The 24,845-nt window shown below is 45.5% G+C and carries 23 protein-coding genes; 12 read left to right on the top strand and 11 right to left on the bottom strand.

Annotated features, from left to right (window positions below; all coding sequences use genetic code 11):
* Positions 1–10: 10 nt before the first annotated feature.
* Complete coding sequence (locus DL796_RS01710; RefSeq protein WP_110199365.1) at positions 11–598, bottom strand: LemA family protein; 588 nt, start codon at positions 596–598, stop codon at positions 11–13.
* A gap of 205 nt (positions 599–803) precedes the next feature.
* Here DL796_RS01710 and glnE point away from each other — a divergent pair, with 205 nt between their 5' ends.
* From glnE to DL796_RS01695, 3 genes are read left to right on the top strand one after another with little or no spacing between them, the layout of a single operon-like run.
* Positions 804–3,698 (top strand): bifunctional [glutamate--ammonia ligase]-adenylyl-L-tyrosine phosphorylase/[glutamate--ammonia-ligase] adenylyltransferase, encoded by a 2,895-nt coding sequence (gene glnE / locus DL796_RS01705; RefSeq protein ID WP_110199363.1) that lies wholly within the window; start codon positions 804–806, stop codon positions 3,696–3,698.
* 26 nt (positions 3,699–3,724) lie between these two features.
* The gene (locus DL796_RS11685; protein WP_227592929.1) at positions 3,725–3,940 is read left to right on the top strand and encodes a zinc-finger domain-containing protein; all 216 of its coding nucleotides are present in this window, start codon (positions 3,725–3,727) and stop codon (positions 3,938–3,940) included.
* A 28-nt stretch (positions 3,941–3,968) separates the two neighbouring features.
* Positions 3,969–5,360 (top strand): aspartate kinase, encoded by a 1,392-nt coding sequence (locus DL796_RS01695; RefSeq protein ID WP_110199361.1) that lies wholly within the window; start codon positions 3,969–3,971, stop codon positions 5,358–5,360.
* Between the two features lie 43 nt (positions 5,361–5,403).
* Here DL796_RS01695 and nfuA read toward each other — a convergent pair whose 3' ends face one another.
* Positions 5,404–5,982, bottom strand: a complete 579-nt coding sequence (gene nfuA / locus DL796_RS01690; RefSeq protein WP_110199359.1) for a Fe-S biogenesis protein NfuA — start codon at positions 5,980–5,982, stop codon at positions 5,404–5,406.
* 224 nt (positions 5,983–6,206) lie between these two features.
* Here nfuA and DL796_RS01685 point away from each other — a divergent pair, with 224 nt between their 5' ends.
* Together DL796_RS01685 and DL796_RS01680 are read left to right on the top strand one after the other, a co-directional pair.
* On the top strand, positions 6,207–8,759 hold the full coding sequence (locus DL796_RS01685) for a M14 family metallopeptidase (RefSeq protein WP_110199357.1): 2,553 nt from the start codon (positions 6,207–6,209) through the stop codon (positions 8,757–8,759).
* Positions 8,760–8,808: 49 nt separating this feature from the next.
* A complete protein-coding gene (locus DL796_RS01680; protein ID WP_110199355.1) occupies positions 8,809–11,196 on the top strand; it encodes a zinc-dependent metalloprotease in 2,388 nt (795 codons plus the stop codon).
* A gap of 185 nt (positions 11,197–11,381) precedes the next feature.
* Here DL796_RS01680 and DL796_RS01675 read toward each other — a convergent pair whose 3' ends face one another.
* Positions 11,382–11,912, bottom strand: coding sequence for a hypothetical protein (locus DL796_RS01675; RefSeq protein WP_110199353.1), 531 nt, complete (start codon positions 11,910–11,912; stop codon positions 11,382–11,384).
* Positions 11,913–12,077: 165 nt separating this feature from the next.
* On the opposite strand from DL796_RS01675, the gene DL796_RS01670 reads away from it, so the two are divergent.
* Together DL796_RS01670 and DL796_RS01665 are read left to right on the top strand one after the other, a co-directional pair.
* The gene (locus tag DL796_RS01670; protein ID WP_110199351.1) at positions 12,078–12,551 is read left to right on the top strand and encodes a GNAT family N-acetyltransferase; all 474 of its coding nucleotides are present in this window, start codon (positions 12,078–12,080) and stop codon (positions 12,549–12,551) included.
* Positions 12,552–12,757: 206 nt separating this feature from the next.
* On the top strand, positions 12,758–14,137 hold the full coding sequence (locus DL796_RS01665; protein WP_110199349.1) for a Na+/H+ antiporter NhaC family protein: 1,380 nt from the start codon (positions 12,758–12,760) through the stop codon (positions 14,135–14,137).
* Here the strand turns inward: DL796_RS01665 and DL796_RS01660 are convergent, their stop codons facing one another.
* The 6 genes from DL796_RS01660 to DL796_RS01635 form a co-directional block, all read right to left on the bottom strand.
* A complete protein-coding gene (locus DL796_RS01660; RefSeq protein ID WP_110199347.1) occupies positions 14,138–15,466 on the bottom strand; it encodes an MATE family efflux transporter in 1,329 nt (442 codons plus the stop codon).
* 82 nt (positions 15,467–15,548) lie between these two features.
* Complete coding sequence (ung, locus tag DL796_RS01655; protein ID WP_110199345.1) at positions 15,549–16,220, bottom strand: uracil-DNA glycosylase; 672 nt, start codon at positions 16,218–16,220, stop codon at positions 15,549–15,551.
* A complete protein-coding gene (gene sugE, locus DL796_RS01650; protein ID WP_110199343.1) occupies positions 16,217–16,543 on the bottom strand; it encodes a quaternary ammonium compound efflux SMR transporter SugE in 327 nt (108 codons plus the stop codon). Before sugE ends, ung begins: the two co-directional genes overlap by 4 nt.
* An 80-nt stretch (positions 16,544–16,623) precedes the next feature.
* Complete coding sequence (locus DL796_RS01645; protein ID WP_110199341.1) at positions 16,624–17,340, bottom strand: ZIP family metal transporter; 717 nt, start codon at positions 17,338–17,340, stop codon at positions 16,624–16,626.
* 10 nt (positions 17,341–17,350) lie between these two features.
* Positions 17,351–17,764: a nucleoside diphosphate kinase regulator gene (rnk, locus tag DL796_RS01640; RefSeq protein WP_110199339.1), complete on the bottom strand. Its 414-nt coding sequence runs from the start codon at positions 17,762–17,764 to the stop codon at positions 17,351–17,353.
* A gap of 123 nt (positions 17,765–17,887) precedes the next feature.
* Positions 17,888–18,604, bottom strand: coding sequence for a ComF family protein (locus tag DL796_RS01635; protein ID WP_110199337.1), 717 nt, complete (start codon positions 18,602–18,604; stop codon positions 17,888–17,890).
* Between the two features lie 119 nt (positions 18,605–18,723).
* On the opposite strand from DL796_RS01635, the gene bioB reads away from it, so the two are divergent.
* The 4 genes from bioB (at position 18,724) to bioC (ending at position 22,692) form a co-directional block, all read left to right on the top strand.
* Positions 18,724–19,809, top strand: a complete 1,086-nt coding sequence (gene bioB / locus DL796_RS01630; protein ID WP_110199335.1) for a biotin synthase BioB — start codon at positions 18,724–18,726, stop codon at positions 19,807–19,809.
* 47 nt (positions 19,810–19,856) lie between these two features.
* The gene (gene bioF, locus DL796_RS01625) at positions 19,857–21,002 is read left to right on the top strand and encodes an 8-amino-7-oxononanoate synthase (protein ID WP_110199333.1); all 1,146 of its coding nucleotides are present in this window, start codon (positions 19,857–19,859) and stop codon (positions 21,000–21,002) included.
* Positions 21,003–21,067: 65 nt separating this feature from the next.
* The gene (gene bioH / locus DL796_RS01620; RefSeq protein WP_110199331.1) at positions 21,068–21,844 is read left to right on the top strand and encodes a pimeloyl-ACP methyl ester esterase BioH; all 777 of its coding nucleotides are present in this window, start codon (positions 21,068–21,070) and stop codon (positions 21,842–21,844) included.
* Complete coding sequence (gene bioC, locus DL796_RS01615) at positions 21,841–22,692, top strand: malonyl-ACP O-methyltransferase BioC (RefSeq protein WP_110199329.1); 852 nt, start codon at positions 21,841–21,843, stop codon at positions 22,690–22,692. The genes bioH and bioC overlap by 4 nt, the downstream gene beginning before the upstream one ends.
* Here bioC and DL796_RS01610 read toward each other — a convergent pair.
* Positions 22,689–23,444, bottom strand: coding sequence for a hypothetical protein (locus DL796_RS01610; RefSeq protein ID WP_227592928.1), 756 nt, complete (start codon positions 23,442–23,444; stop codon positions 22,689–22,691). The two genes, bioC and DL796_RS01610, sit on opposite strands and share 4 nt — an antisense overlap.
* Positions 23,445–23,575: 131 nt before the next feature.
* Here DL796_RS01610 and bioD point away from each other — a divergent pair, with 131 nt between their 5' ends.
* The gene (gene bioD / locus DL796_RS01605) at positions 23,576–24,262 is read left to right on the top strand and encodes a dethiobiotin synthase (protein WP_110199327.1); all 687 of its coding nucleotides are present in this window, start codon (positions 23,576–23,578) and stop codon (positions 24,260–24,262) included.
* Here the strand turns inward: bioD and DL796_RS01600 are convergent.
* Positions 24,236–24,658, bottom strand: a complete 423-nt coding sequence (locus DL796_RS01600; protein WP_227592927.1) for a hypothetical protein — start codon at positions 24,656–24,658, stop codon at positions 24,236–24,238. The two genes, bioD and DL796_RS01600, sit on opposite strands and share 27 nt — an antisense overlap.
* Between the last annotated feature and the right edge of the window lie 187 nt (positions 24,659–24,845).

Below are 24,845 nucleotides of genomic sequence, written 5' to 3'. Positions count from 1 at the left end.
GTTTTGATGATTAATCGAACGATACTTTAACGGCCTCGCGAACTTGTTCGTCTTCAACCTCAAACAACTCTGCTTCTTTGAAGCCGAATGGGTTGGCGATAAAGTTATTCGGTACTTGCTCGCGATAGGTGTTGTACTCCATTACTGCATCATTATAGGCCTGACGTGCGAAAGCAATTTTGTTTTCGGTGGTGCTAAGCTCTTCCATCAGCTGTTCCATCGTTTGATTAGCTTTTAAATCCGGATATGCTTCAGACAGCGCGAATAAACGACCCAAGGCACCGGTTAATTGGCCTTCTGCTTGATTCAAGTGCTTAATAGCATCAGGATCATCAGGGTTCGCTGCCGCCGCTTGGTTCGCTGAAACAGCACCATTTCGAGCGCTGATAACCGCTTCTAGGGTTTCTTTTTCATGCTTCATGTAACCTTTAGCGGTTTCAACGAGGTTCGGAATTAGGTCATAACGACGGTTTAATTGAACATCAATTTGCGCAAATGCATTTTTAAATCGATTACGAAGTGTGACTAGCTTGTTATAAATGCCGACTAAAAACAGCACCAATGCGGCTATCACAGCCAAAGTAATAATAGTACCCATTTGGAAAGGCTCCTTTCTTTTAATAACTCTATAATCCTAGCAATGACGCTTAATTTAAACTACTTTTACTTTGTAAACAACTGTAATCATCGCATAATCAATAACTTACAGTTTGTTGCTTGGAGAATTGAAATTGATTTGTTGGGCCCTTCCAAGTATTGTCGTAAGATCAAAAACACCTTAATTAATGGCACCCCAAAACTCCATGAGAACTGACTTTACACTACCAGAAGCGTTACAAGATCTTGCTAAAAGGCGCTACAGCGAGTGGTGTCGGGAGCTCGAGCAATCAGATAGTTACAGTAACGAAGAGCTAGAAGCTGCAGCTAAGTTAGTACTCGCTTCGAGCGACTACGTTTATCGATGGGCAATAAAAAAGCCACAATGGCTACTCGACGCTCTAAATGGTCAGTCTATCGAAGAGGGGCTGAATGATTTAAGTGGTAAGTTAGATGCCAGCCTGACCGAGTTTGATATTAAGCAAAAGCTTCGATTAGAGCGACATTATTGGTCGTTGCTGATTGCGGTTGAAGATATTTGCCAAAGACAGGACATTAAGGCCATCACCTTTTTCCAGTCGACGCTAGCAGACATCCTAATTCTAGCTGCCTATCGTTGGGCCGAGCACCATTGCCATCAAAAGTATGGCGTTCCTATGTGCGCTAAAGGCGATAAACAACAACTTCTCATCTTAGCCATGGGAAAACTGGGTGGCAGAGAACTGAACTTTTCTTCAGATATCGATCTGATTTTCACTTTTCCAGAGGAGGGTGAAACCGATCGTGAGCCAAAAGCCATTGAAAATCAGAAGTTTTTTACCCGTTTAGGGCAAAAGCTCATCAGTTTACTGGGTGATATTACGCCTGATGGGTTTGTCTATCGGGTGGATATGCGGCTGCGTCCTTATGGGCAAAGTGGCGCCTTGGTGACGAATTATAATGCGCTACAGGACTATTATGTGGAGCAGGGACGTGAGTGGGAGCGTTTCGCCATGATCAAAGCGCGCGTACTAGGTGGTAATGATACTCAAGCGTCTGATTTAGAAGATATTATTCGCCCTTTCAGCTATCGCCGATATATTGATTTTAGCGTTTTGGAGTCGATACGACAGCTCAAGCAAAAGATCGCCAGCGAATTGTTACGCAAGGATAGCGCGGGCAATATTAAGCTGGGTGAAGGGGGGATTCGTGAGCTTGAGTTTATTGTGCAGTCGCTACAGCTGATTGGCGGTGGGCGACATCCTGTATTACAAACTAAAAACTGGTGGCACAGCCTGCAAACACTAGAAGCTCAGAATTTCATACCCGCGGAAGAAATTGAACCCCTACAAAAAGCTTATGAGTTCTTGCGTAAGCTCGAAAATGCGCTACAAATTCGAAACGAAGAACAAACACAGCAGTTGCCGATTGATAGCCTTGAACAGTGGCAAATTGTGGGCATGATGGGGGTAAGCAGTTGGCAAGCGCTAACTGACACCCTAAAGGCGCATCAAAACTATGTGGATACTTTCTTTAAGGGCTTATTCCATGATCCGCATGAAGAAGGCAAACTCGATCAAGACTATGAGCAAGCGAAGCGCTGGATAGAAGGGCGGTTAGAAGAGTCCAACCAACAAGCGCTACAGGATAAGTTACCGCTTACTCTGGCGATGATTGAGCTATTACAACAGTTTCGTGCGGAATTTTCCGAGCGCAAGATAGGCAGTCGCGGCCTTAATCGGTTAGACCAACTGTTACCGCATTTGCTTTTAGAAGCTTGCCGTCAGCCTGAGCCGGAAACTACTTTGCAGCGCTGTGTTGAGTTGTTGCAGGGGATTGGGCGACGCACCGCTTATTTTGAAATGCTGGCTGAAAACTTGCCGGTGTTAGAGTTTTTAGTACAACTAGTCGGGCGCTCTAGGTGGCTCGCAAAACAGGTATCTATTTATCCCTCGTTGCTCGATGAACTATTGTTTCCGAGCAACTTTGGTAAGCAGTTGAGTAAAAGTGATCTCGCTAACCAGCTTCGTCAATCATTAATTCGAGTTGAAGTTGAGGACTTGGAAGGCCAATTAGTTGCATTAGGCGGTTTTAAACAATCTAGCCAGTTTAAAATAGCTGCGGGCGATCTAACCGAGCGCTTTGATATAAGTGCCGTGTCACAGCAACTAACCGACCTGGCGGAAGTTATCGTCGAATATTTATTGCAGTATGCATGGCGTGAAACCGTAGCTAAATATGGCGCACCACCTAACTGTAACGAAACGCTTGCTTCGGGCTTTTTAGTGCTTGGTTATGGTAAGTTAGGTGGCGATGAGCTGGGTTATGGCTCTGATTTAGATTTGGTGTTTTTATATCAAGGTGATCCTCAGTCGGAAACGTCTGGGCGTGATCATTCTGGCCAAAAATCATTGGAGCTGCATCAGTTTTACACACGCGTGGCGCAGCGTTTGGTGCATTATTTAGGAACCCGCACGCAGCAGGGCATCATGTATGAAGTCGATACTCGCTTGAGGCCTTCTGGGCGTGCTGGCATGTTAGTGAGTCATATTGAAGCTTTTAAGAAGTATCAACATAACGAAGCTTGGACCTGGGAGCATCAGGCTTTGGTTCGCGCGCGACCAATTGCAGGCGATGAACCGCTAACAGGCGAATACATGGATTTAAGAGCCCAGATATTGGCTAAGCCTGAATCTCCACAAACGCAAAACTCAGAGCTGGCCGAAGATGTTGTGTCTATGCGCCAAAAAATGCGCGCCAATCTTGATAAAACGGATTCAAAGCTGTGGGATATAAAGCAAGGCAAGGGTGGCTTAGTGGATATTGAGTTTTTAGTGCAATATTGGGCGCTAAAGCACTCACAGCAAATCATGGATACTGATCCTAAGACACAGCTTCCTTTTAATAATGTCGACTGGCTACAGTTGTTAGCGAAACATGGCTTTATCTCGCAAGATGTGCGTGACCAGCTGATAGATAATTATCGAACTTTCCGTGATATCGCCAACCGGAATGTACTCCAAAGTCAGCCACAGCTAATCGCAACGAGTGAGTTACGCTTTGAAAGAGAGCAAGTTTTGGAGCTATGGAATTCGACTTTTAAAAACGCCAAGGTACAATGATTTTAAACGAAATTTAGGGAGCAACCGTGGATAACGCTAGTGTAAATAAAGACGCCACCGAAAAAGGTTCCGAGCAGAAAGAACAGCATCAGGTTATCGAGATTACTTCCGATGACTTGCCTTTAAGTTGCCCCATGCCCGACGTTACTTTATGGAGTCAGCACCCACGAGTGTATATTCCTATAAAGGACAACCAGGGGCACTGCCCATATTGCGGTAATAAATTCATTTTGAAGTCGTAACTTTATCTACTAAGAAGAATATTTGACTATGACTAAAGATTCACAAAGCCCTTCATGGGTCGTCTTAAAGTTCGGTGGCTCCAGCGTTTCCAGTCGTGACGATTGGAATAATATCGTTGAGATTATCCGCTCTAAGTTGCAGCAAGGCTTGAAGGTCGCCGTGGTACATTCGGCTTTTAAGAATGTGACAAACCGTCTTGAAAAGCTGGCTCAACTGGCTGCTAGCAACGCCCATCATGAACTACTCGATGAGTTAGTAGAGTATCACCAAGCTATGGCGGAGCAGTTAAAGCTCGAATCCTCTCTTTTAGCACCTTGGCTAGAGTCGTTGACCGATTCAGCATCGGAAATTGTTGAAAAGGGTGGGTTGAGTTCGGCGTTGCGCGCAAAGGTGGTTGCTCATGGCGAACTTTTATCGTCAGCACTTGGCGCTGCTTTCCTCGAACAACAGTTAGCAGATGATAATAAGAAGACGAAGTGGTTAGATGCCCGTGACTTGTTTATCTCGGAAGTAGAAGCACACAGCAACATAAACGATCGGTATTTAAATGCAGTGTGTCATCCTCGTCCCGACCTTGAGCTATCCGAGCAGTGGTCACAAAACTTTGATGTGGTGTTAACTCAAGGCTTTATCGCAAGCAACGATTCGGGTGAAACAGTGCTTCTTGGGCGAGAAGGCTCGGATACTTCAGCCTCTTACTTAGCCGCGTTGCTCGAAGCGAAAAAGCTAGAGGTTTGGACTGATGTTGCGGGTATGTTTACCACCGATCCCAATAAGATAGCTGATGCAAAAAAGCTGGAGCAAGTCAGTTATGCCCAAGCCTTCGAGATGGCAGAAGCTGGAGCTAAGGTGTTGCATCCGCGCTGTTTGAGCACGGTGATGCCCTACCATATCCCCATTGAAATCAAGAATACTCATCAGCCTCTAGAAACTGGAACCTTAATTAACGGTGAGGAGCAAAATTCACGTTGGGTCAAAGCGATTGCCATAAAACAGCAGGTTCCAGTCATGACTTTATTGTTAGGGCGTCGCGGGCAACAGCCAAAGACCTTGCAAAAAGTATTCGCAATCTTTAATGAAATGGCGCTTGGTTGTGAGCTATTGGCTTCGACAAAAGAATCGTTAGTTATCGCAGTTGAAACCAGCAACAGTGTTCACGACAAACATATCTTAAACGATTTGTCTGTCAAACTAGCAGAAATGTGCCGAAGCGTATTATTGTCCCACAGCGCCATTATTACCTTGGTCGGCTGCCCATCGAGCCAAGCGCTTTGGCATTTATTGCAAATTGACGCAGAGCTACCGGAGCAGTGGTTGCTACTGAGTCAAACCTCAAGCGATCAGCATTTATCATTCCTCGTTAGCGACGACGAAGCAATAGATATCGTAAAGCTACTACATAAACATTTAATACAATAAAAAAGGCGCTGAAAAGCGCCTTTTTTAACTCAGCAAGCTAAAGTCAATAATACGGATTCTCACCAGCGGCGTGTTCCGTGACGTCTTTTACGCCTTTAACTTCAGGAATACGCTCTTTTAAGGTTTTTTCGATACCTTCTTTTAGGGTAACGTCAGCCATACCACAACCTTGGCAACCGCCGCCAAACTGTAGGACAACGATGCCGTCATCGGTAAACTCAGTTAAAGTTACCTGACCGCCATGATTGGCGAGCTCTGGGTTAATTTCAGCTTCTAGGTAGTAACGAATACGATCCACCGCAGGCGCATCGTCAGCCACTTTACGCGCTTTGGCGTTTGGTGCTTTTAGCGTTAACTGACCACCAGTTGCTTCTTTTTGGTAATCGATTTCGGCTTCTTCTAAATAAGGAGCGCTTTCTTCATCGATAAACGCTGAGAAGCCATCAAATTTTAACTCTGTATCATTCTCTTCCACCGCGTCAGGTGGGCAGTAAGAAACACCACATTCTGCATGCGCTGTACCTGGGTTTACGACAAAGACACGAATACCCGTATCTGCGTCTTCTTGCCCAGCAAGTAAGCGACGGAAGTGTTCTTGTGCTGCTTCTGAAACATTAATCATATACAACTAAACCATTTTGCTTTTAATGAAACCATTATACACCTAATCGACTTCGAAATGCACAGTCTGCAGCGCTCGTTCTGAAAGACTGTACCGCTTACTATAAAGCCATAGCTTTTAGCTAAAACTATGATATTCCGAAGCGATGCTATTAAAAGGATCTGAGGGCTTGCAGCTTAAATTGCAACCGTTAGAATAAGGAAAACGACCAAAATCTAAAGATAATGATACACTCCATAAAAATTACACTATTTTCAATTATATTAATAACTTGCGCAGCACTCTCACCAACTTCAAAGGCTCAAGAGCCGACATTAGAGTATTACTTCAACCAGTCGATAGACTATTCCGATGATGTCTTAACGCCAAAAGACATTTTAGGGCACCAAGTGGGCACTTGGCATGTGCGCCCTGAGCAGTCGGAGGCTTACTTCCAATCGTTGGCGCATTTGTCTGAAAAAGTTGCCTTAAAAGAGATTGGACGTACTCATGAAAATCGTCCTTTAATCACTGCTTACATATCCTCGCCCGAGAATATTGCTCGCCTTGAACAGATTAAAGCGTCTCGCCAAAATCCAGATAAGTACAGTGGGCCAAATTTAGTATGGCTCGGTTACTCGGTTCACGGCAACGAAGCGAGTGGCGCTAATGCGGCCTTGTTAGTGGCTTATCGCCTAGCAGCTTCTAAAGAGCCCTGGGTCGAAGAGTTGCTGGAAAATACAATAGTTATGATTGATCCAATGTTAAACCCTGATGGCTTGGCGCGTTTTGCTCACTGGGTAAACAGCTATAAGGGCAAACAGCTAGTAAGCGATCCTGCTTCGATTGAGCATAATGAAGATTGGCCTCGTGGACGTACGAACCATTATTGGTTTGATCTAAACCGTGACTGGTTGTTGCTACAGCATCCAGAAAGCCAAGCGCGTATCGAGCACTTTTATCAGTGGCGACCGCACATAGTGGGCGATTTTCACGAAATGAGCACTAACTCGACCTACTTTTTCCAGCCGGGCGTGCCGAGCCGTCAGAACCCTCTTACCTCTCAAGAGAACTTTGATTTAACTGCGGACATCGCCGAGTTTCATGCAGAAGCTTTGGATAGTTTAGGCTCGCCGTATTACAGCAAGGAAGGCTTTGATGACTTTTATTACGGCAAAGGCTCAACCTTCCCCGATATTAACGGTGGCGTTGGTATTTTATTCGAGCAAGCGAGCTCAAGAGGGCACTTGCAAGAATCGGTTAATGGAGACTTAAGTTTCCCGTTCGCTATTCGTAACCAAGTAGCAACGTCATTTTCGACCTTAAAAGCCTCGCTACACTTAAAAGACAAACTGCAAAAATATCAGCGTAACTTTTTCGCCGGACGAGAAAAAGCGGCAAAAAAGGATTCTGTTAAAGGCGTAATCTTTAGCTCAACCGATAAAGGTCGACTGCAAGAGCTGTTGAGAATATTACAGAGTCACCAGGTTGAGGTTAAGCAAGTCACCAAAAGCATTAAGTTTGACGGGACTGAGTACCCAGCGGAGTCATCGTTCGTGGTCGACTTTAAGCAAACTCAGTATGGCTTGATTAAAGCCATGTTTGAAACGCGCACAAAGTTTAAAGACAACACTTTTTATGACGTTTCTGCGTGGACATTGCCGTTAGCATTTAATATGTCTTTCACGCACTTGGACTCGGGCGATTTATCTGACGTAAAAGCCAAGCCGGTCTCGTTTGCCTCGCAAGGGCAGTGGTTTGGTGGTGAAAGCCCTGTGGCTGTTGTCGTGCCTTGGAATAACTTCAATGCTGCTAAAGGCTTGACGCGTCTCTTGAAAGAAAAGCTAAAGCATCAGCTGAACCCTAAAGTCAGCACTAAGCCTTTTTCGCTTACGGTTAATGGCGAGCAAGTAGACTTTACAGCTGGTTCGCTAGTGATTCAGCTACCGGGCGACGCTCAGGTCAAGCGCGAAAGTGTAGCGCTAATCAAGGAGTCCTTCCTTGATGCAGGCGTTGATGTGTATGGCGTCGATACTGGTTTAGCCTTAAAAGGCATTGATTTAGGCAGTCCGAGTGTTCGCCCAGTTAACATGCCACGACCATTGTTAGTGATTGGTGGCGAGTCATCCTCTTACGAAGCTGGCGAAGTTTGGCATCTACTGGATACGCGCCTTGAAATCCCGCTGTCGATGCAAAATGCGAACTATATTGATTACAATACCATCGACCGTTATAGCCACTTAATTATGGTTAATGGTTATTATGCGGATCTTAACCCTGAGGAGCACCGAGCCTTGACCGAGTGGATCATGGAAGGGGGTAACCTGATTGTGACCCGCGGTGCTGTCGAGTGGGCTATCCGAAATCAGTTAGTAAGCTTCGAGATTTCTGTTCCAGAAGAGCCAAAACCAGAAGGACACCAATTTAGCCATCGTGATGATGTGATCGCTAAAGGCATTATCGGTGGCGCAATTTATCAGGCACACTTGGACAATAGCCATCCGTTAGCTTATGGTCTTACTAATGACACTATTGCTTTCACCAAGGCCGGTACTCAGGTCTTAAAGCCTGCAGCGCAGGATTTTCTGACGGTTGCAAGCTACACGGATTCTCCGTTGGCTGCGGGCTATTCCTCAAAAGAAAACGTTGAGCGCATAAAAAACACACCTGCTGTATTGGCTCAGCGCGTAGAACGTGGCAGTATCGTAGTGTTTAACGACAATCCAGTGTTTCGGGGCTATTGGCTAGGGGCTTCTCGCCTGATGGCGAATAGTTTGTTTTTTAACAGAGCCTTTTAATCGGGCTGTGATCAATAATTAAAGCTAATAAAGGTATAGGGAATCGTTCATGCGACGTTTTATTCAGTCTATTGTTATCGCGTTAGTTTGTATTGCCAGCGTCAGCGTCAATGCAGCTAGCTGGTCGGAAATTCGAAATCAATCGAAACGTGTTAATGGTTTTATTCCATATCAAGTGAGCAACAGCCAAGGCAAGATTTGGTTAGAAGTGGATGAATTTGAGAAGCCTTTTATTATGTACACAGGCTTACCCTACGGCATTGGCTCTAATGATATTGGCTTAGATCGTGGCCAGTTAGGCGAAAGTCGTTTAGTTCAGTTTGAGAAATACGGCGATAAAATTTTTCTTAAACAATTAAATACACGTTACCGCGCCGATACTGATAATCAAGCCGAGCGTTCGTCCGTGGAGCAGGCTTTCGCCAGTTCAGTGCTTTATGGCTTTAAGGTTGAAGCGCGCTCAGGTAAGCGTCATCTGATTGATATGACAGGCTTTTTAACCAAAGACTTACATGGCATCAGTCAGCGTTTACAGGCGACCAAGCAAGGCTCATACAGCGTCGATGCTTCGCGTTCAGCATTGGTTACTGCAAGTAGCAAGAACTTCCCGAAAAACACCGTATTCCAATCGATTCTGACCTTTAAGGGCTCTAATCCTGGTCAATTTGTGCGCCAAGTCGTACCTTCGCCAAGCGAAATCACGGTACAGCAACAAGTTCAGTTCGTGGCGTTACCAGACGATGGTTATAAACCTCGCAAATTCCACCCCAAAAGCGGGTATTTTGATTTAACTTATGCGGATTATGCGTCTCCTATCACTGAGAATATTAATAAGAAGCTGATCTACCGTCACCGCCTAACGCGCGATGAAGAGGGCAATATCGAGCCGATTGTTTATTATCTAGACCCAGGTGCGCCAGAGCCGATTAAAACGGCGCTGCTTGAAGGCGCGAAATGGTGGGGCCAAGCCTTTGACGCTGTAGGTCTAGAAGGTGCTTATGAGGTGAAAGTCCTGCCTGAAGACGCCGATCCGCTTGATGTTCGTTACAATGTTATTCAGTGGGTTCACCGAGCGACACGAGGCTGGTCTTATGGTTTGGCCTTGGCCGATCCGCGCACTGGTGAAATTATCAAAGGTCACGTGACGCTAGGCTCGTTGCGTGTGCGTCAGGATTTGTTGATTGCTAATGCTTTGACTGGTGCCGCGACTAACGACGAAAAGCAGCAGAAAGCTTTGGATATGGCGCTAGCACGAATCCGACAGCTTTCCGCACACGAAGTAGGCCACACTCTGGGGATTGCTCATAACTTTGCCGCGAGCGTTAATAATCGTGCTTCGGTGATGGATTATCCGCACCCATATGTGACCCTGAACAATGGCAAAATCTCTTTAGAGAATGCTTATGCTGAGGGGATTGGGCGTTGGGATATTGAAGCTGTGCGCTATGGCTATGCGGAGTTTGAAGCTGAAGAGGAAGACAAAGCCTTGCGCGATATTGTGCGCGATACCAGCGCCAAAGGCTTACAGTTTATTTCCGACGCAGATGCTCGCCCGCAAGGCGGTTCGCATCCTGCGGCCCACCTTTGGGATAATGGCGCAGATGCCGCCCAAGAGCTGAGCCGTGTGCTTCAAGTGCGCCAGCAGGCTTTGCAAAACTTTGGTCATGCCAACCTAAAAGATGGTCAGCCATACTCAGAGTTGGCCGAAACTCTGGTACCGCTTTATTTATTCCATCGCTATCAGGTCGAAGGCGCGGTTAAGTTAATCGGTGGTGTTAATTTTGAATACAGCGTTAAAGGCGATAGCTATCGCCCCGTAAGCGCTGTGTCTAAAGAGCAACAAAAAGCTGCGCTAGAGATGTTGCTATCGACACTACAGGTCGAGCAGTTGAAGTTGCCAGAGCATATTTTGAAGCTGATCCCACCCAAAGCCTACGGCTATTATAAAAATCGTGAAAGCTTCCCAAGCCAGGTTGGTTCAAGCCTCGATCCAGTTGCGATGGCGGATGTGGCGGCTCAGCACACTCTAAAGCTATTGCTTAACCCAGATCGTATGGCCCGATTGCTACAGCAGAAAGCGCAGGATCCTGAGCAAGTAGGTCTAGAGAATATGCTTAACGAACTATTAGTCGCCACGCTTCGTAGCACCGAGAAAAAAGGCCTAGAAGCCTTAATTCAACAGCGCGTGGATTACTTAACGGTTAAGCACATTCTGATTGCAGCTTCTAACCCACAGGCGTCGCCAGAGGTTCGTGCTCATATGCATAGCGAAATTGGTAAGCTGGAAGGTTGGTTAGTGACTCAAGCGAAACGTAACCCACTGCGTTACTTGTGGTTAAAGTCGCTGGTCGATAAGTACCAAGCGGGTGAGTTTAAGGTAGACTATGTGAAACCATTGCAAATACCACCAGGCTCGCCAATTGGCATGTCGCTCTAATCAACCACTAACAATTAAAAAGCCGCGTTATGCGGCTTTTTTTATGCTGGTTTGTTTATAGAAGGAGAAAAGGGTGGCCTTGGGTGAACGCTAAAGTAGGGAGAGCGTTTTTTGGATCTGGGGTATGTTTGGGGGAGCTGATTCCAAAAATACCCAAGGCCAGAAAACTAAGTGTTATGTCTTTGCTACCAACCGATGACCGAGCCGAGAATAATGCCTACTGCCAGTGGCTCCCAATAACGGTGGTGACAATACCTTGTATGGATATGGTGTCTTGGGAACGGGTGGTAATAACCGCCATAGTAGTACCAGTCTTGACCTAAGTAGTACACATTCGCTGGGTACGTTCTTGGGTGATAATGTCTGTAATGACGGTGCTTATAACGTGGGCGGTGATGGTTTCTATAACGGTCGTTCGAGTAGTGACGACGGTTATCGCGATAATGATCATCTCTATGGCGACGGCTATTGTCGGCATGACGACGACGCTCTCTGTCTCCACGGTAGCGATGCTTGCTTTTATCTCTGTGGCTGTCTGCTCGATGTTCTGCTCTGCGATGCCCTCGGTCGCGCGAAACACCACGATCACGAGCGCTACTCGAATTATAACTAGAGCCACGATCAGCGCTTGGGCCTTTATGTTCCTTAGCTTCGGATAGCTGCGAGAAGCCTAATAGGAGGCTCGCGCTAATTAGGGAAATGACTACTTTATTCATGGCTAACTCCTCGAAAAACACTATAATACGGTTACGAGTGAGGCCTTTTATTCTGATAAGCTGTTAAGCTAAGGTTTGCCTTACTCATTGCGTTATCAGTTACTATATACAGAGTAAACTGAATTCTTACTGAACATATTTTGACCATATACTAAGGATCTCACATTGGATATTAGAGCCTGTACTATTGATGATTTAGAGTTGTTAGTGCCAGCTTTTGATAAGTATCGCCAATTTTATCGCCAAAGCTCACAGCCAGAGCAAGTTCGAAACTTCCTTAAACCTTTGATTGAAGAAGAAAAATCAAAAATATTCTTATCGTTCGATGAAGGTGAGCTAACAGGGTTTATTCAGTTATACCCGTCTTATTCGAGTATCGGTTTAGCGCAAATTTGGACTTTAAACGACTTTTTTATCTTCGGTGGTGAAAATCGACGCGAAACAGCGAAAGGTTTGTTGGACGCCGCTAAAATGCTTTGTGAAGCGACTAACGCGATTCGTGTTGAAGTGACGACGCGCAAAGAAAATCATCGCTTGCACACAATTTATCGAGACTATGGTTTCGAGAAAGATTATAAGTATGACTATTACTTTCTTCGCTTAGCCAAAGATGAACCAGGCTCAAGTATTCTTAAGTAGACAGTCTGGTATAGACGGCTAAACATCTATTTGTTGAATAAAAGGAGCGACTTGGTTATAGTTGCTCCTTCGCGCTGATTTGTTCCGATTGCGGGCGCACTCTAGAAAAAGAGTAAATACTGCTAAAGAGAGTTTCCACTATTCTTTTCTGTCCGCATCCCCAAGCCAGCACTTTAATTCTAGTAGCGACAAAATGCAGGTACGGTATGACAGAAGAGACTCTAACTCCCACAGATAAAGCGAGCGCCAATCCAGCCATTCGCGAGAGCCACCTTAGTCAGGCAACTTCTGTTACACCGAGTTATATTCCATTGATCCCAATGTTGGTGTTTTTTGTGCTCTTTTTAGGCACCGGCATTTATTACACCTTAGATGGCGTCGAGCAGGCGTTTTATCAGTTGCCAGCGCCTATTGCAGTTTTACCAGCGATAGCCCTTTCGATCCTGTTAGCCAAAGATTCACTAGAAAAAAGTATCGGACATTTGATTGCAGGCATGGGTGATAAGAATATTATCGCTATGTGTCTGATCTACCTGCTCGCCGGAGCTTTTGGTGCGCTGACGACACAAATCGGTGCCGTCGCTGCGGTGGTTAATTTATGCCTAGATCTCATCCCTGCCTCCTTTATTTTGCCAGGACTCTTTTTAATCGCTTCGATTGTGTCTTTTTCTATGGGGACCTCGATGGGCACTCTGGCGGCTCTGGCGCCGATTGGTGTGGGCTTAACCGAAAGCTTGCAGGTTTCGCCAGCGTTAGTGGCGGGTATTCTTTTAAGTGGCGCCATGTTCGGCGACAACTTGTCGGTGATTTCCGATACCACCATTGCTGCGATAAGAACACAAGGCGCTACTGCTAGCGATAAACTAAAGCAGAATGCACGATGGGCCATACCGGCGGCAGTAATCACGGTTATTCTTTACAGCATATTTGCAGGCGGTGGCGAAGCAGTCGAGATAAAGGAGTACCAGTGGTACAACTTAATTCCTTACGCCTTTATATTAGGTTTGGCGTTAATCGGTTGGAACGTCTTCGTTATTTTGACCATTGGTATTGTGGTCGCTATTGTGACTGGCCTCGTCGGTGGAAGCTTTACGGGTGATTCAGGCGTTGCGGTAACCATGTATCAAGGTTTTAGTAGTATGCAGGAGATTTTTCTACTGTCGATGCTAGTCGGTGGTCTTGGCGGATTAATTAAAGCGCAAGGCGGCCTAGCTTGGTTAGTACAAAAGATTAGCGGTTTATTTGGCGTGGCGAAATCTCAGCTTCGAGCAAAATTAGCCTTACTAAGCACCACTGCGGTAACCAACTTAGCCATTGCTAATAATACGGTAAGTATTGTGCTGACTGGCGATGTTACTCATGAATTAGCGCGAAAGAATAAAATTATCCCTAAGCAAAGCGCAAGTCTGGTCGATATCGGTGCTTGCTCGATTCAGGGTGTGTTGCCCTACGGCGCACAATGTTTATTGCTCGGTTCGAGTTTTTCTATCTCGCCTCTGGCGCCAGGGCAATATGCTTGGTATTTACCATTGTTATTAGTCATCGCTTTAGCTGGAACAATAAAAACCAAACAACCGGAAGACTAGCTAGTCGACCTGAATGCGGCTCCAGTTGCGGCGCTGCCAAAGCCACACGAAAGCGCCCGACTGGACGATACGATAAAGCAGATACGCGAGCCAAATGATGGTTAGGCTTTTGCCAAGATAAGGCCCTAAATACCAGGCTACGGGTAAGAACAGTACCCACTGGGTCAATATCGAGACGTATAGCGTGGATTTGGTCGAGCCGGCGCCATTGAGCGCGTTGAGAAAGACCAAACCAACAGCATCAATCACGATGATTAAGGCGGATAATTTAAAAGGCCAATGAGCATAGGCTAACGCTTCTGGTTCTTTGAGGAAGATGCTCATGATCGGATCGGTAAAGATAAAGAAGATGGCGCCGAGCCCAATGGCAAAAATAATAGCCATTTTGACCACATCCCATCCCCATAAGTAAGCGTTGTGAGGATCTTCTCGTCCTAGAGACTGCCCAACCAATGTGGCGGCGCCAATACCTAATGCGATGCAAGGAAGAATAGCGACTAGCATGACGCTTGTGATGGCGTTGACCGCTGCAAGCTGATGAGTACCCACGGTTCCTACAATCCAGAACAAAGCGGTAAAGCCACCGGCAAAGAACAACTGCTGTAAAGCAGAGGGTATAGAAATCTTGAGAATACTGCGGACTGTAGGCCACTTGGCTAGTTGCGATAGGTAACCATGATTCTTAGTGTGTTTATGCGCTAAGAAGTGGTAATACAAAGTACCTAAAGCCACAGAAATCGTTGTGCCTATCCCTGCGCCAAGCGTTCCTAGCTCCGGCATTCCAAAGTGACCAAAAATAAGGGCGTAGTTCAGGATGATATTGATCGTGTGCATGATCAAAAGAGTGCGCAAATAATATTGGGTTTGATTAATGGCGCTCCAGTAACTGCGGTAACTGAAGTTCAAACCCACCGCGACAATACCGACGAAACGGGCTTGCAGGTAGGGAATTCCTTCCTTTAAAAGTTCAGGATCATCGTTTAATAAATGAAGAATCTTCGGTGCTAAAAAGAATAATACAATGCTAGTAGGAAGCGCTAATAGTGTGATGATGGCGAGAGCAGCATTCATAGGGTAGGCTGCTTCAGAACTTCGGCCTTGACCAATGCGGCGTGAAACCATGGCCTGCACGCCAGCGGCGAAGCCAGTGAAAAATGCCACCGCCATAAAGTTAATAAACCCAGCAATACCAATAGCCGCAATAGCTGCGCTACCTTGAGTACCGACCATAGCGGCATCAACCAGGTTTAAAATATTTTGTGAGACCATGCCGCCGACGATGGGTAAAGATATTTCTAAAACTTGGCGGGATCGATCTTTATTTAGCAAACTGCAGGCCTGAAAAGTGTTACTGGAATGGCCCGCATTGTATCAGGTCTTGCGGGTAGCTGTCCGTTATAAAATGTAATAATCAAACTTCAGCAGGTAGCTGCCACTTGATTGGGGCTTTGCCGTCGTCTATTAAAATCTCGTTGGCTTTAACAAAATGGTTACAGCCAAAAAAGCCACGATGGGCGGAAAGTGGAGAAGGGTGTGGTGCGGTTAGCACATAATGTTTGTGCTTATTAATCTGCTGCCCTTTTTTCTTAGCGTGACTGCCCCAAAGTAAAAATACAATGCCATGGCCATGCTGATCTAGCGCTTCAATGACCTTGTCGGTAAAGCGCTCCCAGCCGATCTTAGCATGAGAGTGGGCTTTGCCTTGTTCTACGGTAAGCACTGTGTTGAGTAGTAACACACCTTGCTCGGCCCAGCTTTGTAAATAACCATGGGGCGGTATTTCGAAGCCTTTAATGGACTGCGCCAACTCCTTATACATGTTTGCTAAAGATGGCGGCGGCTTAATTCCTGGCTGCACAGAAAAGCATAAACCGTGGGCTTGATTGGGACCGTGATAAGGGTCTTGCCCTAATATTACGACTTTGACATCAGAAAATGGGGTGGCCTTGAAGGCATTAAAAACCTGCTCTTTCGGTGGGTATATGACTTTACCATCTTCGCGCTCTTGCGCGATTAAACTCATCATTTGCGTAAAGTAGTCTTGGTCCTTTTCATGACCAATCACATCGCTCCAAGTTTTCACGCTTCCCCCTTAGAGACTAACTTAAGACCGACGATTCCTGTGACAATTAATAGTAAGCACAGAATACGCAAAATATCTTTCGATTCATTGAAGAGAAACATACCAAGAATGGTAACGCCGACTGCGCCAATGCCAGTCCAAACCGCGTAGGCAGTGCCAACAGGGATGCTTTTCATGGCGATGGAGAGCAGCCAAAAGCTAATAATCATGGCTACAACTGTTAAAACTGTGGGCACCGGTTTTGTGAAACCTTCAGTGTACTTTAGGCCAATAGCCCAAGCACATTCAAACAAACCTGCGATGCATAAATAGAGCCAAGCCATGAAAACCCCTAAAGACAGTCATAAAAAAGTCGATGATCATAAAGGCGCTAGTGTAGCACCAGCTTAAGAAAAGATTAATCTTAATGAATCAGCAGCTGACCGATTAGACCGAGCAAAAAACCGGCGACGGCACCCAGCGGTGGTCCCCAGTGTTTATCCAGCTTAGCCTGTGGCGCTATGTCTTGGAAAGTCAGATAGAGAATGCCGCCAGCAGCAAAAATCATGATTGCCCCTACCGCCGTTGGATAGGCTGAAAGCCAAAAATAACCTGCTAAGCCTGCGATGGGGCCTAGGAAGGTCATGGCTAAGAATGCCAAAATGATAACCGTGGGTTTAAATGCTTTAGCTTCGTTCATTTCGCGGAAGGCGTTAAACCCTTCGGGTAAGTTTTGTAGAGCAATGAGCCCGGCTAAGAGCAAACCTGCGGTACCACCACCAGCAAAAGCAGCGCCAAGAGCAAGAGCTTCTGGAATAAAGTCGGAGAGCATGGCGGCTAACTGGCTAGCGGGACTTTTGAGGTAGTCTAGAAACCAATCGAGCGCCATAAAAGACAAACCGCCTAATGCGAAGTAGAAGGCGGTTTCTGGAATACTCAGTTTTGCGCTCCCCTCGGGAACCAGCACTAAAGCGATGGCGGAAAGTAAAGCGCCACCGCCAAAGGCGATTATGCTATGGCGTAACTCTTGTTCGAGCCAGTTCGGGTGGATATTCTCGAAGCGTGCAATGACGGCTCCTATGGGCATGGATAAGCCCGCACCAAAGGTCAAAAGAACAATAAGTAGCCATTCTGGGAGCATTCTTTATCCTTTAGATGTGATAAATACCTTCGCGCTCTGGCTGAGAAACCACTTCATCAACGGTAACTTTCATAATACCGCCGCCAGGTTTCGGCCATTCAATAGTATCACCTTCTTTCAAACCGAGCATGGCACTGCCGACTGGCGCTAAAATCGAGATGGTTTTGCCGGAATCATCAAGATCCTTAGGGTAAACCAGTTTAAGCACAAAAGATTCTTGTGAGTCGGAAACTTTGAACTTCACTTCTGAGTTCATTGTGACCACGTTTTTAGGCATTTTTTCAGGCGTTTTTACGGACGCACGAGCTAGTTCTTCTTCTAACGCCTCGATATTTGGATTAGTAGCCTTTGGCATCTTATCCAATAGCGCTTCTAGTCTAACTAAATCCAGCTCAGATATAGTGATTTTAGGTAATTTACTCATGATTCTCTTTTCAATTATAAGTAGCAAATAACTCTAGGTTACTGTGCATTTATTTTTCGTCAAGACAAATAGCGTTGTTAGGCCTTTTATACATGGCTTTCGTGGGTTTTTAGGAGAAAAAGACTAAGTTTTAGCCAAGCACCAAACATCGACTCTTTGCGCACCATGCTTTAAACAGACTCTTGTGGCCTCGTTAACTGTAGAACCGGTTGTAACTACGTCATCAACTAGCGCAATATGAGCAGGCAAGGAGCCACGAACATCGAAGGCATTATTGAGGTTTTTACGGCGCTGTTTTTCGCTTAGACCGATTTGATGGGGCGTATTTTTTACTCGAATTAAATTGCTAGCGGTTGGGATGCCAAGGCTCTGCGATAAGTGCTTAGCGATAATATCGGATTGATTAAAGCCGCGTTCTTGGAGTCTTTTGGGGTGCAGCGGAACGGCTAAAATGGCTTGCGGGTAGGGGGCATCGAAATAATGCAATTTTATTTGTCGCTCGAGCACATGGCATAGGCTCCGCGCGTAATGCAGTTGCTTATTAAATTTTAGCTCCCCCAAGGCTTTATCGACCGGAAACTGATAACGACTAGCGGTGATAACTTTTTGAAAAGACGGCGGTTTTTTGATGCACCTGCCACAAAGTGTTGAATCAAGGAGTGGGCTTGGCTGGTGAACGATTGGGCTGGCGCAACGGTTACAAGAAATATCGTTACTTTCAATCGCAACAAAACAGGTGTCACAGATTCCTGTTTTGGTTTGCGCGACATTACAGAAAGAGCAGCTGCTGGTGTTAATGGTGGAATTAACAGCCATTTTAAGGCCAGTAAAGAAGCTCATTGTAAACCTAAATTCCTTTTTCTTGGTTGACAGTGTAGTCTTGAGAAGTAAACTTGCACGAATATTCTAGTTTCTTACGCAAAACGTGCAAAAAACATACTATAAGGGTTAATGAAGCAATGAGCAATTTAGATTATCTAAATAGTGGTAAAATTCGCAATGATTGGACATTGGAAGAGATAGAAACCATTTACAATCAACCATTTAACGACTTGTTGTTCGCTGCGCAACTGATCCACCGTCAGAACTTTAACCCGAACGAAGTTCAAACAAGCACCTTGCTTAGCATTAAAACCGGAGCTTGCCCTGAAGATTGCGCTTATTGTCCTCAATCCGGCCACTACAACACTGGCTTGTCAAAAGAAAAGCTGATGGCAGTACAAAAGGTTGTTGAGAAAGCTCAACAAGCGAAACAAAATGGTGCGACACGTTTCTGCATGGGTGCTGCCTGGCGCTCGCCGCGTGAGAAAGACTTAGATGTGGTCATCGAGATGGTGCGCCAAGTAAAGGACTTGGGGCTAGAGACTTGCGTAACTCTTGGTATGCTAACTGACGAACAAGCAGGAAAGCTCGCCGAAGCTGGCTTAGATTACTATAACCATAACCTCGACACCTCGCCTGAGTATTATGAGCAGATCATCACTACTCGAAGCTACGAAAACCGCCTTGATACGTTGCAAAATGTTCGCGACGCAGGGATTAATGTTTGTAGTGGCGGTATTATCGGTATGGGCGAAAAAATCAATGACCGTTATGGTTTGATTAAGCAGTTGGCGAACATGCCAGAACACCCACAAAGTGTACCGATTAATATGTTGGTAGCTGTACCGGGAACGCCATTAGGTGAAGTGGAAAAACTAGATGAGTTTGATTTCATCCGCATGATTGCGACCGCTAGAATTGTAATGCCTAAGTCTTACGTGCGTTTATCGGCGGGGCGTGAAGACATGAATGAGCAAACACAAGCACTTTGCTATTTCGCTGGTGCCAACTCTATTTTCTATGGCGAGAAGCTATTGACCACGGCAAACCCGGAAGCCGAGGCGGATTCGATCTTGTTTAAGCGTTTAGGAATTCAGCCTGAAAAGCGCCATCATTCGAAAGAGGCGGTAGAGGCTGAAACTGCAGAGCTAGTGGCGAACACAGCCGAGCAAGCAAGCGCTGAATCCAAGCCACTGTTTTACGACGCGACTAAAGTTAGCTAGGAATAGCGACTTTACAAAATCGTTAATCATTAACCGCTAGGATATCTATGTGGAGCAAGCTGCAAAGCCGGCTAAAACAAAGGCAGGCGCAAGATATGATGCGCCAGCGTTTGACCTTGGAGTCTGGTCAAGATACTGAAATCAGTATTAATGGCCAGCATTTCATCAATTTTAGTAGTAATGACTATTTAGGCTTGGCGAGTCACCCCAAACTAATCGAAAGCACGCTAAAGGCGACGCAGCGCTTCGGCACTGGAAGCGGCTCATCACACCTGGTGGCTGGGCATAGTTATGAACACCATCAGCTTGAAGAGGAGTTGGCGGAATTCTTAGGCGTTGAAAGAGCTTTGCTATTTTCTTCGGGCTTTATGGCCAATTACGGTGTTTTAACCGCGTTATTCGATCGTAAAGATTTAATCGTTCAAGATAAGCTCAATCATGCTTCATTAATCGACGGTGGCCGTGCTAGCGAAGCTAAAATGTTGCGCTATGGTCATAACGATATGAGCTCCTTAGAGCGCCAGTTACAGCACCAAGTCGAGACTAAAGTGGTGGTTACCGATGGTGTCTTTAGTATGGACGGCGATTTAGCGCCTTTACCGCAAATCTTAGAACTGACTGAGCGCAGTAACAGTAGCTTGATGGTTGATGATGCGCATGGCTTTGGCGTATTAGGCGCCTCTGGTAAAGGTTCTTTAGAGCACTTTGGTTTAGAGCCGTCGAAAGCCGATATCTATATGGCAACATTTGGCAAAGCGCTTGGCGGTTATGGTGCTTTTGTCGCTGGGAGAGACGTTCTAATCGAAAGCTTGGTGCAATTTTCGCGTAGCTATATTTATACCACGGCGATTCCGCCAGCGGTTGCTGCGACAAATCGGGCTGGTTTAGCGCTTGTACAAAGCGAACCAGAGCGACGCCAACAACTGCACCACAACATTAATTATTTCAAGCAACTGGCTACAGAGAAAAACTTACCCTTGATGCCATCGGATACGGCTATACAGCCCGTATTATTAAGAACCAATGAGCGAGCACTTGAAGTTAGTCAAGGCTTGCGCGAAAAAGGGTTGTTAGTGGTGGCGATTCGCCCCCCAACGGTCCCCGAAAATAGTGCGCGTTTGCGTATAACACTGACGGCGAATCACCGTCGTCAACACATAGAGCAATTAGTCGAAGCTATATCCGGGCTATAGAAAAAGCGCAACTCAAAGGTGCGTAAAAGCACTTTGTAACGGCACTTTGTAAAGAGTATTAAGTAATGAGCAAATTAGAACCCTATATTGAAAGTATTGGACAAGGCCCCGATTTAGTCTTGCTGCATGGATGGGGGTTACACTCGGGGATCTGGGAATTAATGACTGAGCAGTTATCGAAAAGCTATAGGCTACATTTAATCGATCTGCCTGGCTTTGGTCGCTCGCCGCTCCCCGGTGGTGACTATACGGTTGAGTTATTGTCTGAGCAGGTATTAAAAGTTGCTCCAGAAAAAGCACACTACCTAGGTTGGTCTATGGGTGGCTTGGTTGCGACCAATATCGCGATTAATCATTCCCATCGAGTTGAATCATTAATTACCGTTTCTAGCTCGCCGCGATTCGTGCAGGCTGATGATTGGCAGCATGCGATGAAACCCAACATTATGGATAGTTTTTGCCGCTTTCTAGAAGAAGACTATCAGGGGACTATTATCCGCTTTTTGGCGATCCAAGCTATTGGTAGCGAAACGCAAAAAGAAGATATACGACGCTTACGTGACACCGTTTTTATTCATGGCATGCCGGCCTCAAGAGCTTTAAGAGAAGGTTTGAGTTTGTTGAATGATGTGGACTTCCGCTCACAGCTTAAAGACATCACAGTGCCCTTTTTAAGACTATACGGGCGTTTGGATTCGCTAGTTCCAGCCAAGGCTGCAGAAGAGGTGAAAAAACTATCGCCACACAGTGAGCACCATGTTTTCCCGAAAGCGAGCCATGCGCCGTTTTTGTCACATACCGATCAATTCATTGAAAAAGTGAATGAGTTTTTAGCCGCATGAGTCATTTAAGTTCTAGCGACGTCGCCCGCTCTTTCAGCAAAGCTGCCAGCACTTACGATGCGGCGGCATTCTTCCAGCGCATTGCTGGCGAGCGTTTATTCGAGCGTTTAGATTACTTTAAACTTGAGCCAAAAAAGATCGTTGATTTAGGCTGTGGTACCGGCGTTTTTACTCGCCAATTATCCGAGCGTTTCCCTGCGGCGGAAGTGACTGGGGTGGATATCGCAGAAGGAATGATTGAGTGGTGTAAGCAACAATCATCAGCAGAGCAGTATGTGTGTGCTAACGCGCTAGCATTACCCTTTGAAGACAATTCTGTTGACCTCATCTTCTCGAATTTATCGATTCAGTGGGTCGAGAATTTGCAGGATTTGTTTAATGAATTAAATCGAGTATTAAAGCCTGAAGGCTTGTTACTCTTCACCACATTAGGGCCTGATACCTTAAAAGAGCTCAAACAAAGTTTTTCCCAAGTAGACCAGTATCAGCACGTCAACGATTTTATTGATATGCATCATGTGGGCGATGCAATGCTTCAAGCTAAAATGTTAGACCCAGTGGTAGATGCAGAGCCAGTGGTGATCAGTTACGACAAAGCGTCAGAGCTGATGCGCGACCTAAAGGACATTGGTGCGCACAATATTGATAGTCGCCGAAACTCAGGACTTATGGGTCCAAAGAAATTACGAGCCGTCGAGAAGGCCTATCGTCAATTTGCGCTTGATGACGGAAAGTTGCCCGCAACTTACGAGCTAGTCTATGGCCATGCGTTTGGCTCCGCTGAGAAAAAGCCGAGCAGTTACCATGAATATATAGTTGAGTTAGCGGAAGGAAAGAGAGAGCTTTAAGGTGTTGAGTTCTTTTTGTTCTCAAATTGAATAACTTTTTCTTCGAGTTCTTGTTCTTTCGCTTTTAAAGTTTCTTTGACGTTTTTCATTTGAGCGTCGTGTAAGAAGTCACGCAGGGTTTCGAACTCTGTACGGTAGAAGTCTCGCTCATCACGGAGATTGTCGATATTTTTGCTCAAAGTTTGGTTGGCGGTTATAAGGCGTTTATGACTTTTTTTGATGTGCTCATAATCAGCCAAATAATTGGATTTGAAGTTATCGATTTCGTCGCGAGACTCTTTGCGGACGTTGTTAACTTTTTCTTCAGCGTCTTCGCGGATTTTCTTAATAGCCGCTTCTTGTTCAGTTTTTAGTTGATCCATTTCGTCTTCAAGCTCACGCTTGGTATCGGAAATCGACTGTAAGGCGTCCAAGTAATTTTTTTGGGCTTCTTCATAATTTTTGAGCGTTTTCTCAAACTTAGTATTGAGTTGGCGATGCTCTTGAATCAGTGTGGTGTTACGTTCGGAAAGACTGGTTAGAGAGTCTTGAAGCTTTTTATAGTCGGACTCTAGGTCCTCTATTTTTTGCTTCTTTTTAGCAATGTTTTGAGTGTTTTCTTTGATGACTTGCTTGAGTTCATCATTTTTAGATTCAAGCTGGCGCACTAAGGCATGCTTTAAGGCTGCTGTAACCACAGCACCCAATATCATGACCAGAGCAAGAATGCCCAAGATCAAAACAATCATGTTGTGGTCTGTAATTTTATCCATAGTGAACTCTTTGGCTTGAAAAAGTAACCTTTGATACCAAGGAAAACGAACTCTACCAATATTGCTAGTTTCCAGTATATAGCAATAGTATATATGAATCATACTCGATTAATTGTGCGAGGTATAACAAATTGAACACAGCTAAACCCTTAATTTTCGTTACTGGGACAGATACAGAAATAGGTAAAACCTTTGTCAGTCGCAGTATTATCAGAGCTCTTGTTGCTAAAAATAAACGCGTTGCTGGCTTGAAGCCCATTGCTTCGGACGCTCAGCGTGTACAGGGCGTGTTGCAAAACGAAGATGCTTTAGAACTTCAAAAAGCTTCAAACCTGGAATTGAGCTATGAGCAGGTAAACCCTATCTGCTTTGAGCCAGCGATAGCGCCACATATTGCAGCAGATTTGGTCGGCCAGCAGTTAAACGGCGATGTGTTAACGACCAATTTGGTAGTACCGGAAGAAGCAGATTGTGTGATCATTGAAGGCGCAGGTGGTTGGTTGACACCGTTAAACCAGCAAGAAACCTATGCGGATTGGGTCGAAAGTCAGGGCTTTGAAGTCATACTGGTGGTGGGTATGAAGCTTGGTTGTTTAAATCATGCCATGCTAACCGTTCGGGATATCGAGCGACGCGGACTCAAATTAGTTGGCTGGGTGGCGAACTTCGCGCAAGGTGAGATGAATAAGGCGGAAGATAATTTGCACTGGCTAAAGCAAAACATTCCGGCGCCATGCCTGGGCATAGTTCCATTCCAGGAAAGCCCAGACTGCGCGGATAAAGTCGCTGAGTTATTGGATATTAGTGCTTTGACTTGAGTTTGTTAAACACTGGTTGCGAACACAGCTGACGCCGGGCTTCGGAGTCACAACACAGGTTCCCATAACTTGGTTCTCCTGGTTGTACTTTTTGCGTTGCTCGCTGTACTGTTGTCCTAAGTTTTCTAGCTTAGCGACATCGGTGTTGTTTTTTGAGTAAGCTAAATACGCTTCAGGGCCACCGCAAGGCTTGTTGCCAACAGCTAATAAAGCGCAATCAGCGTTGTTGCTACAACCTTCTACACTGATGGTTTCTTGGATTTGGCTATATAAATCTTGGGGCTGTGATGATTTTGCTTTTTGTGCAGCCTCATCGTTATTCGCCTGAGTGCATGACTGAGTTAAAGCTAAAAGAGCTATTAAACTTATCGAAATCAAAGTCTTTCTTGGTGTCATAATCAATCCTTGTTCTGTCAGTTGGCGTCAGTTTACAGCTTGCTAAGAACTGGGTTCTTTCTACTCCCTCACAATCCTACTAAATTCTAGGGGAACTTGTCACTAATCTGGCACCTTTTGCTTTTGTTAAGCTGTTGATTTAATGACAAAGATTTTAGGCATGCATAAAGAAGGCAGCCCGTAGGCT

Source organism: Kangiella spongicola, from assembly GCF_003194565.2.
Taxonomy (GTDB): Bacteria; Pseudomonadota; Gammaproteobacteria; order Enterobacterales; family Kangiellaceae; genus Kangiella; species Kangiella spongicola.
Note: the sequence above shows the minus strand (reverse complement) of the source record. Positions and strands in the feature narration are given on the sequence as shown.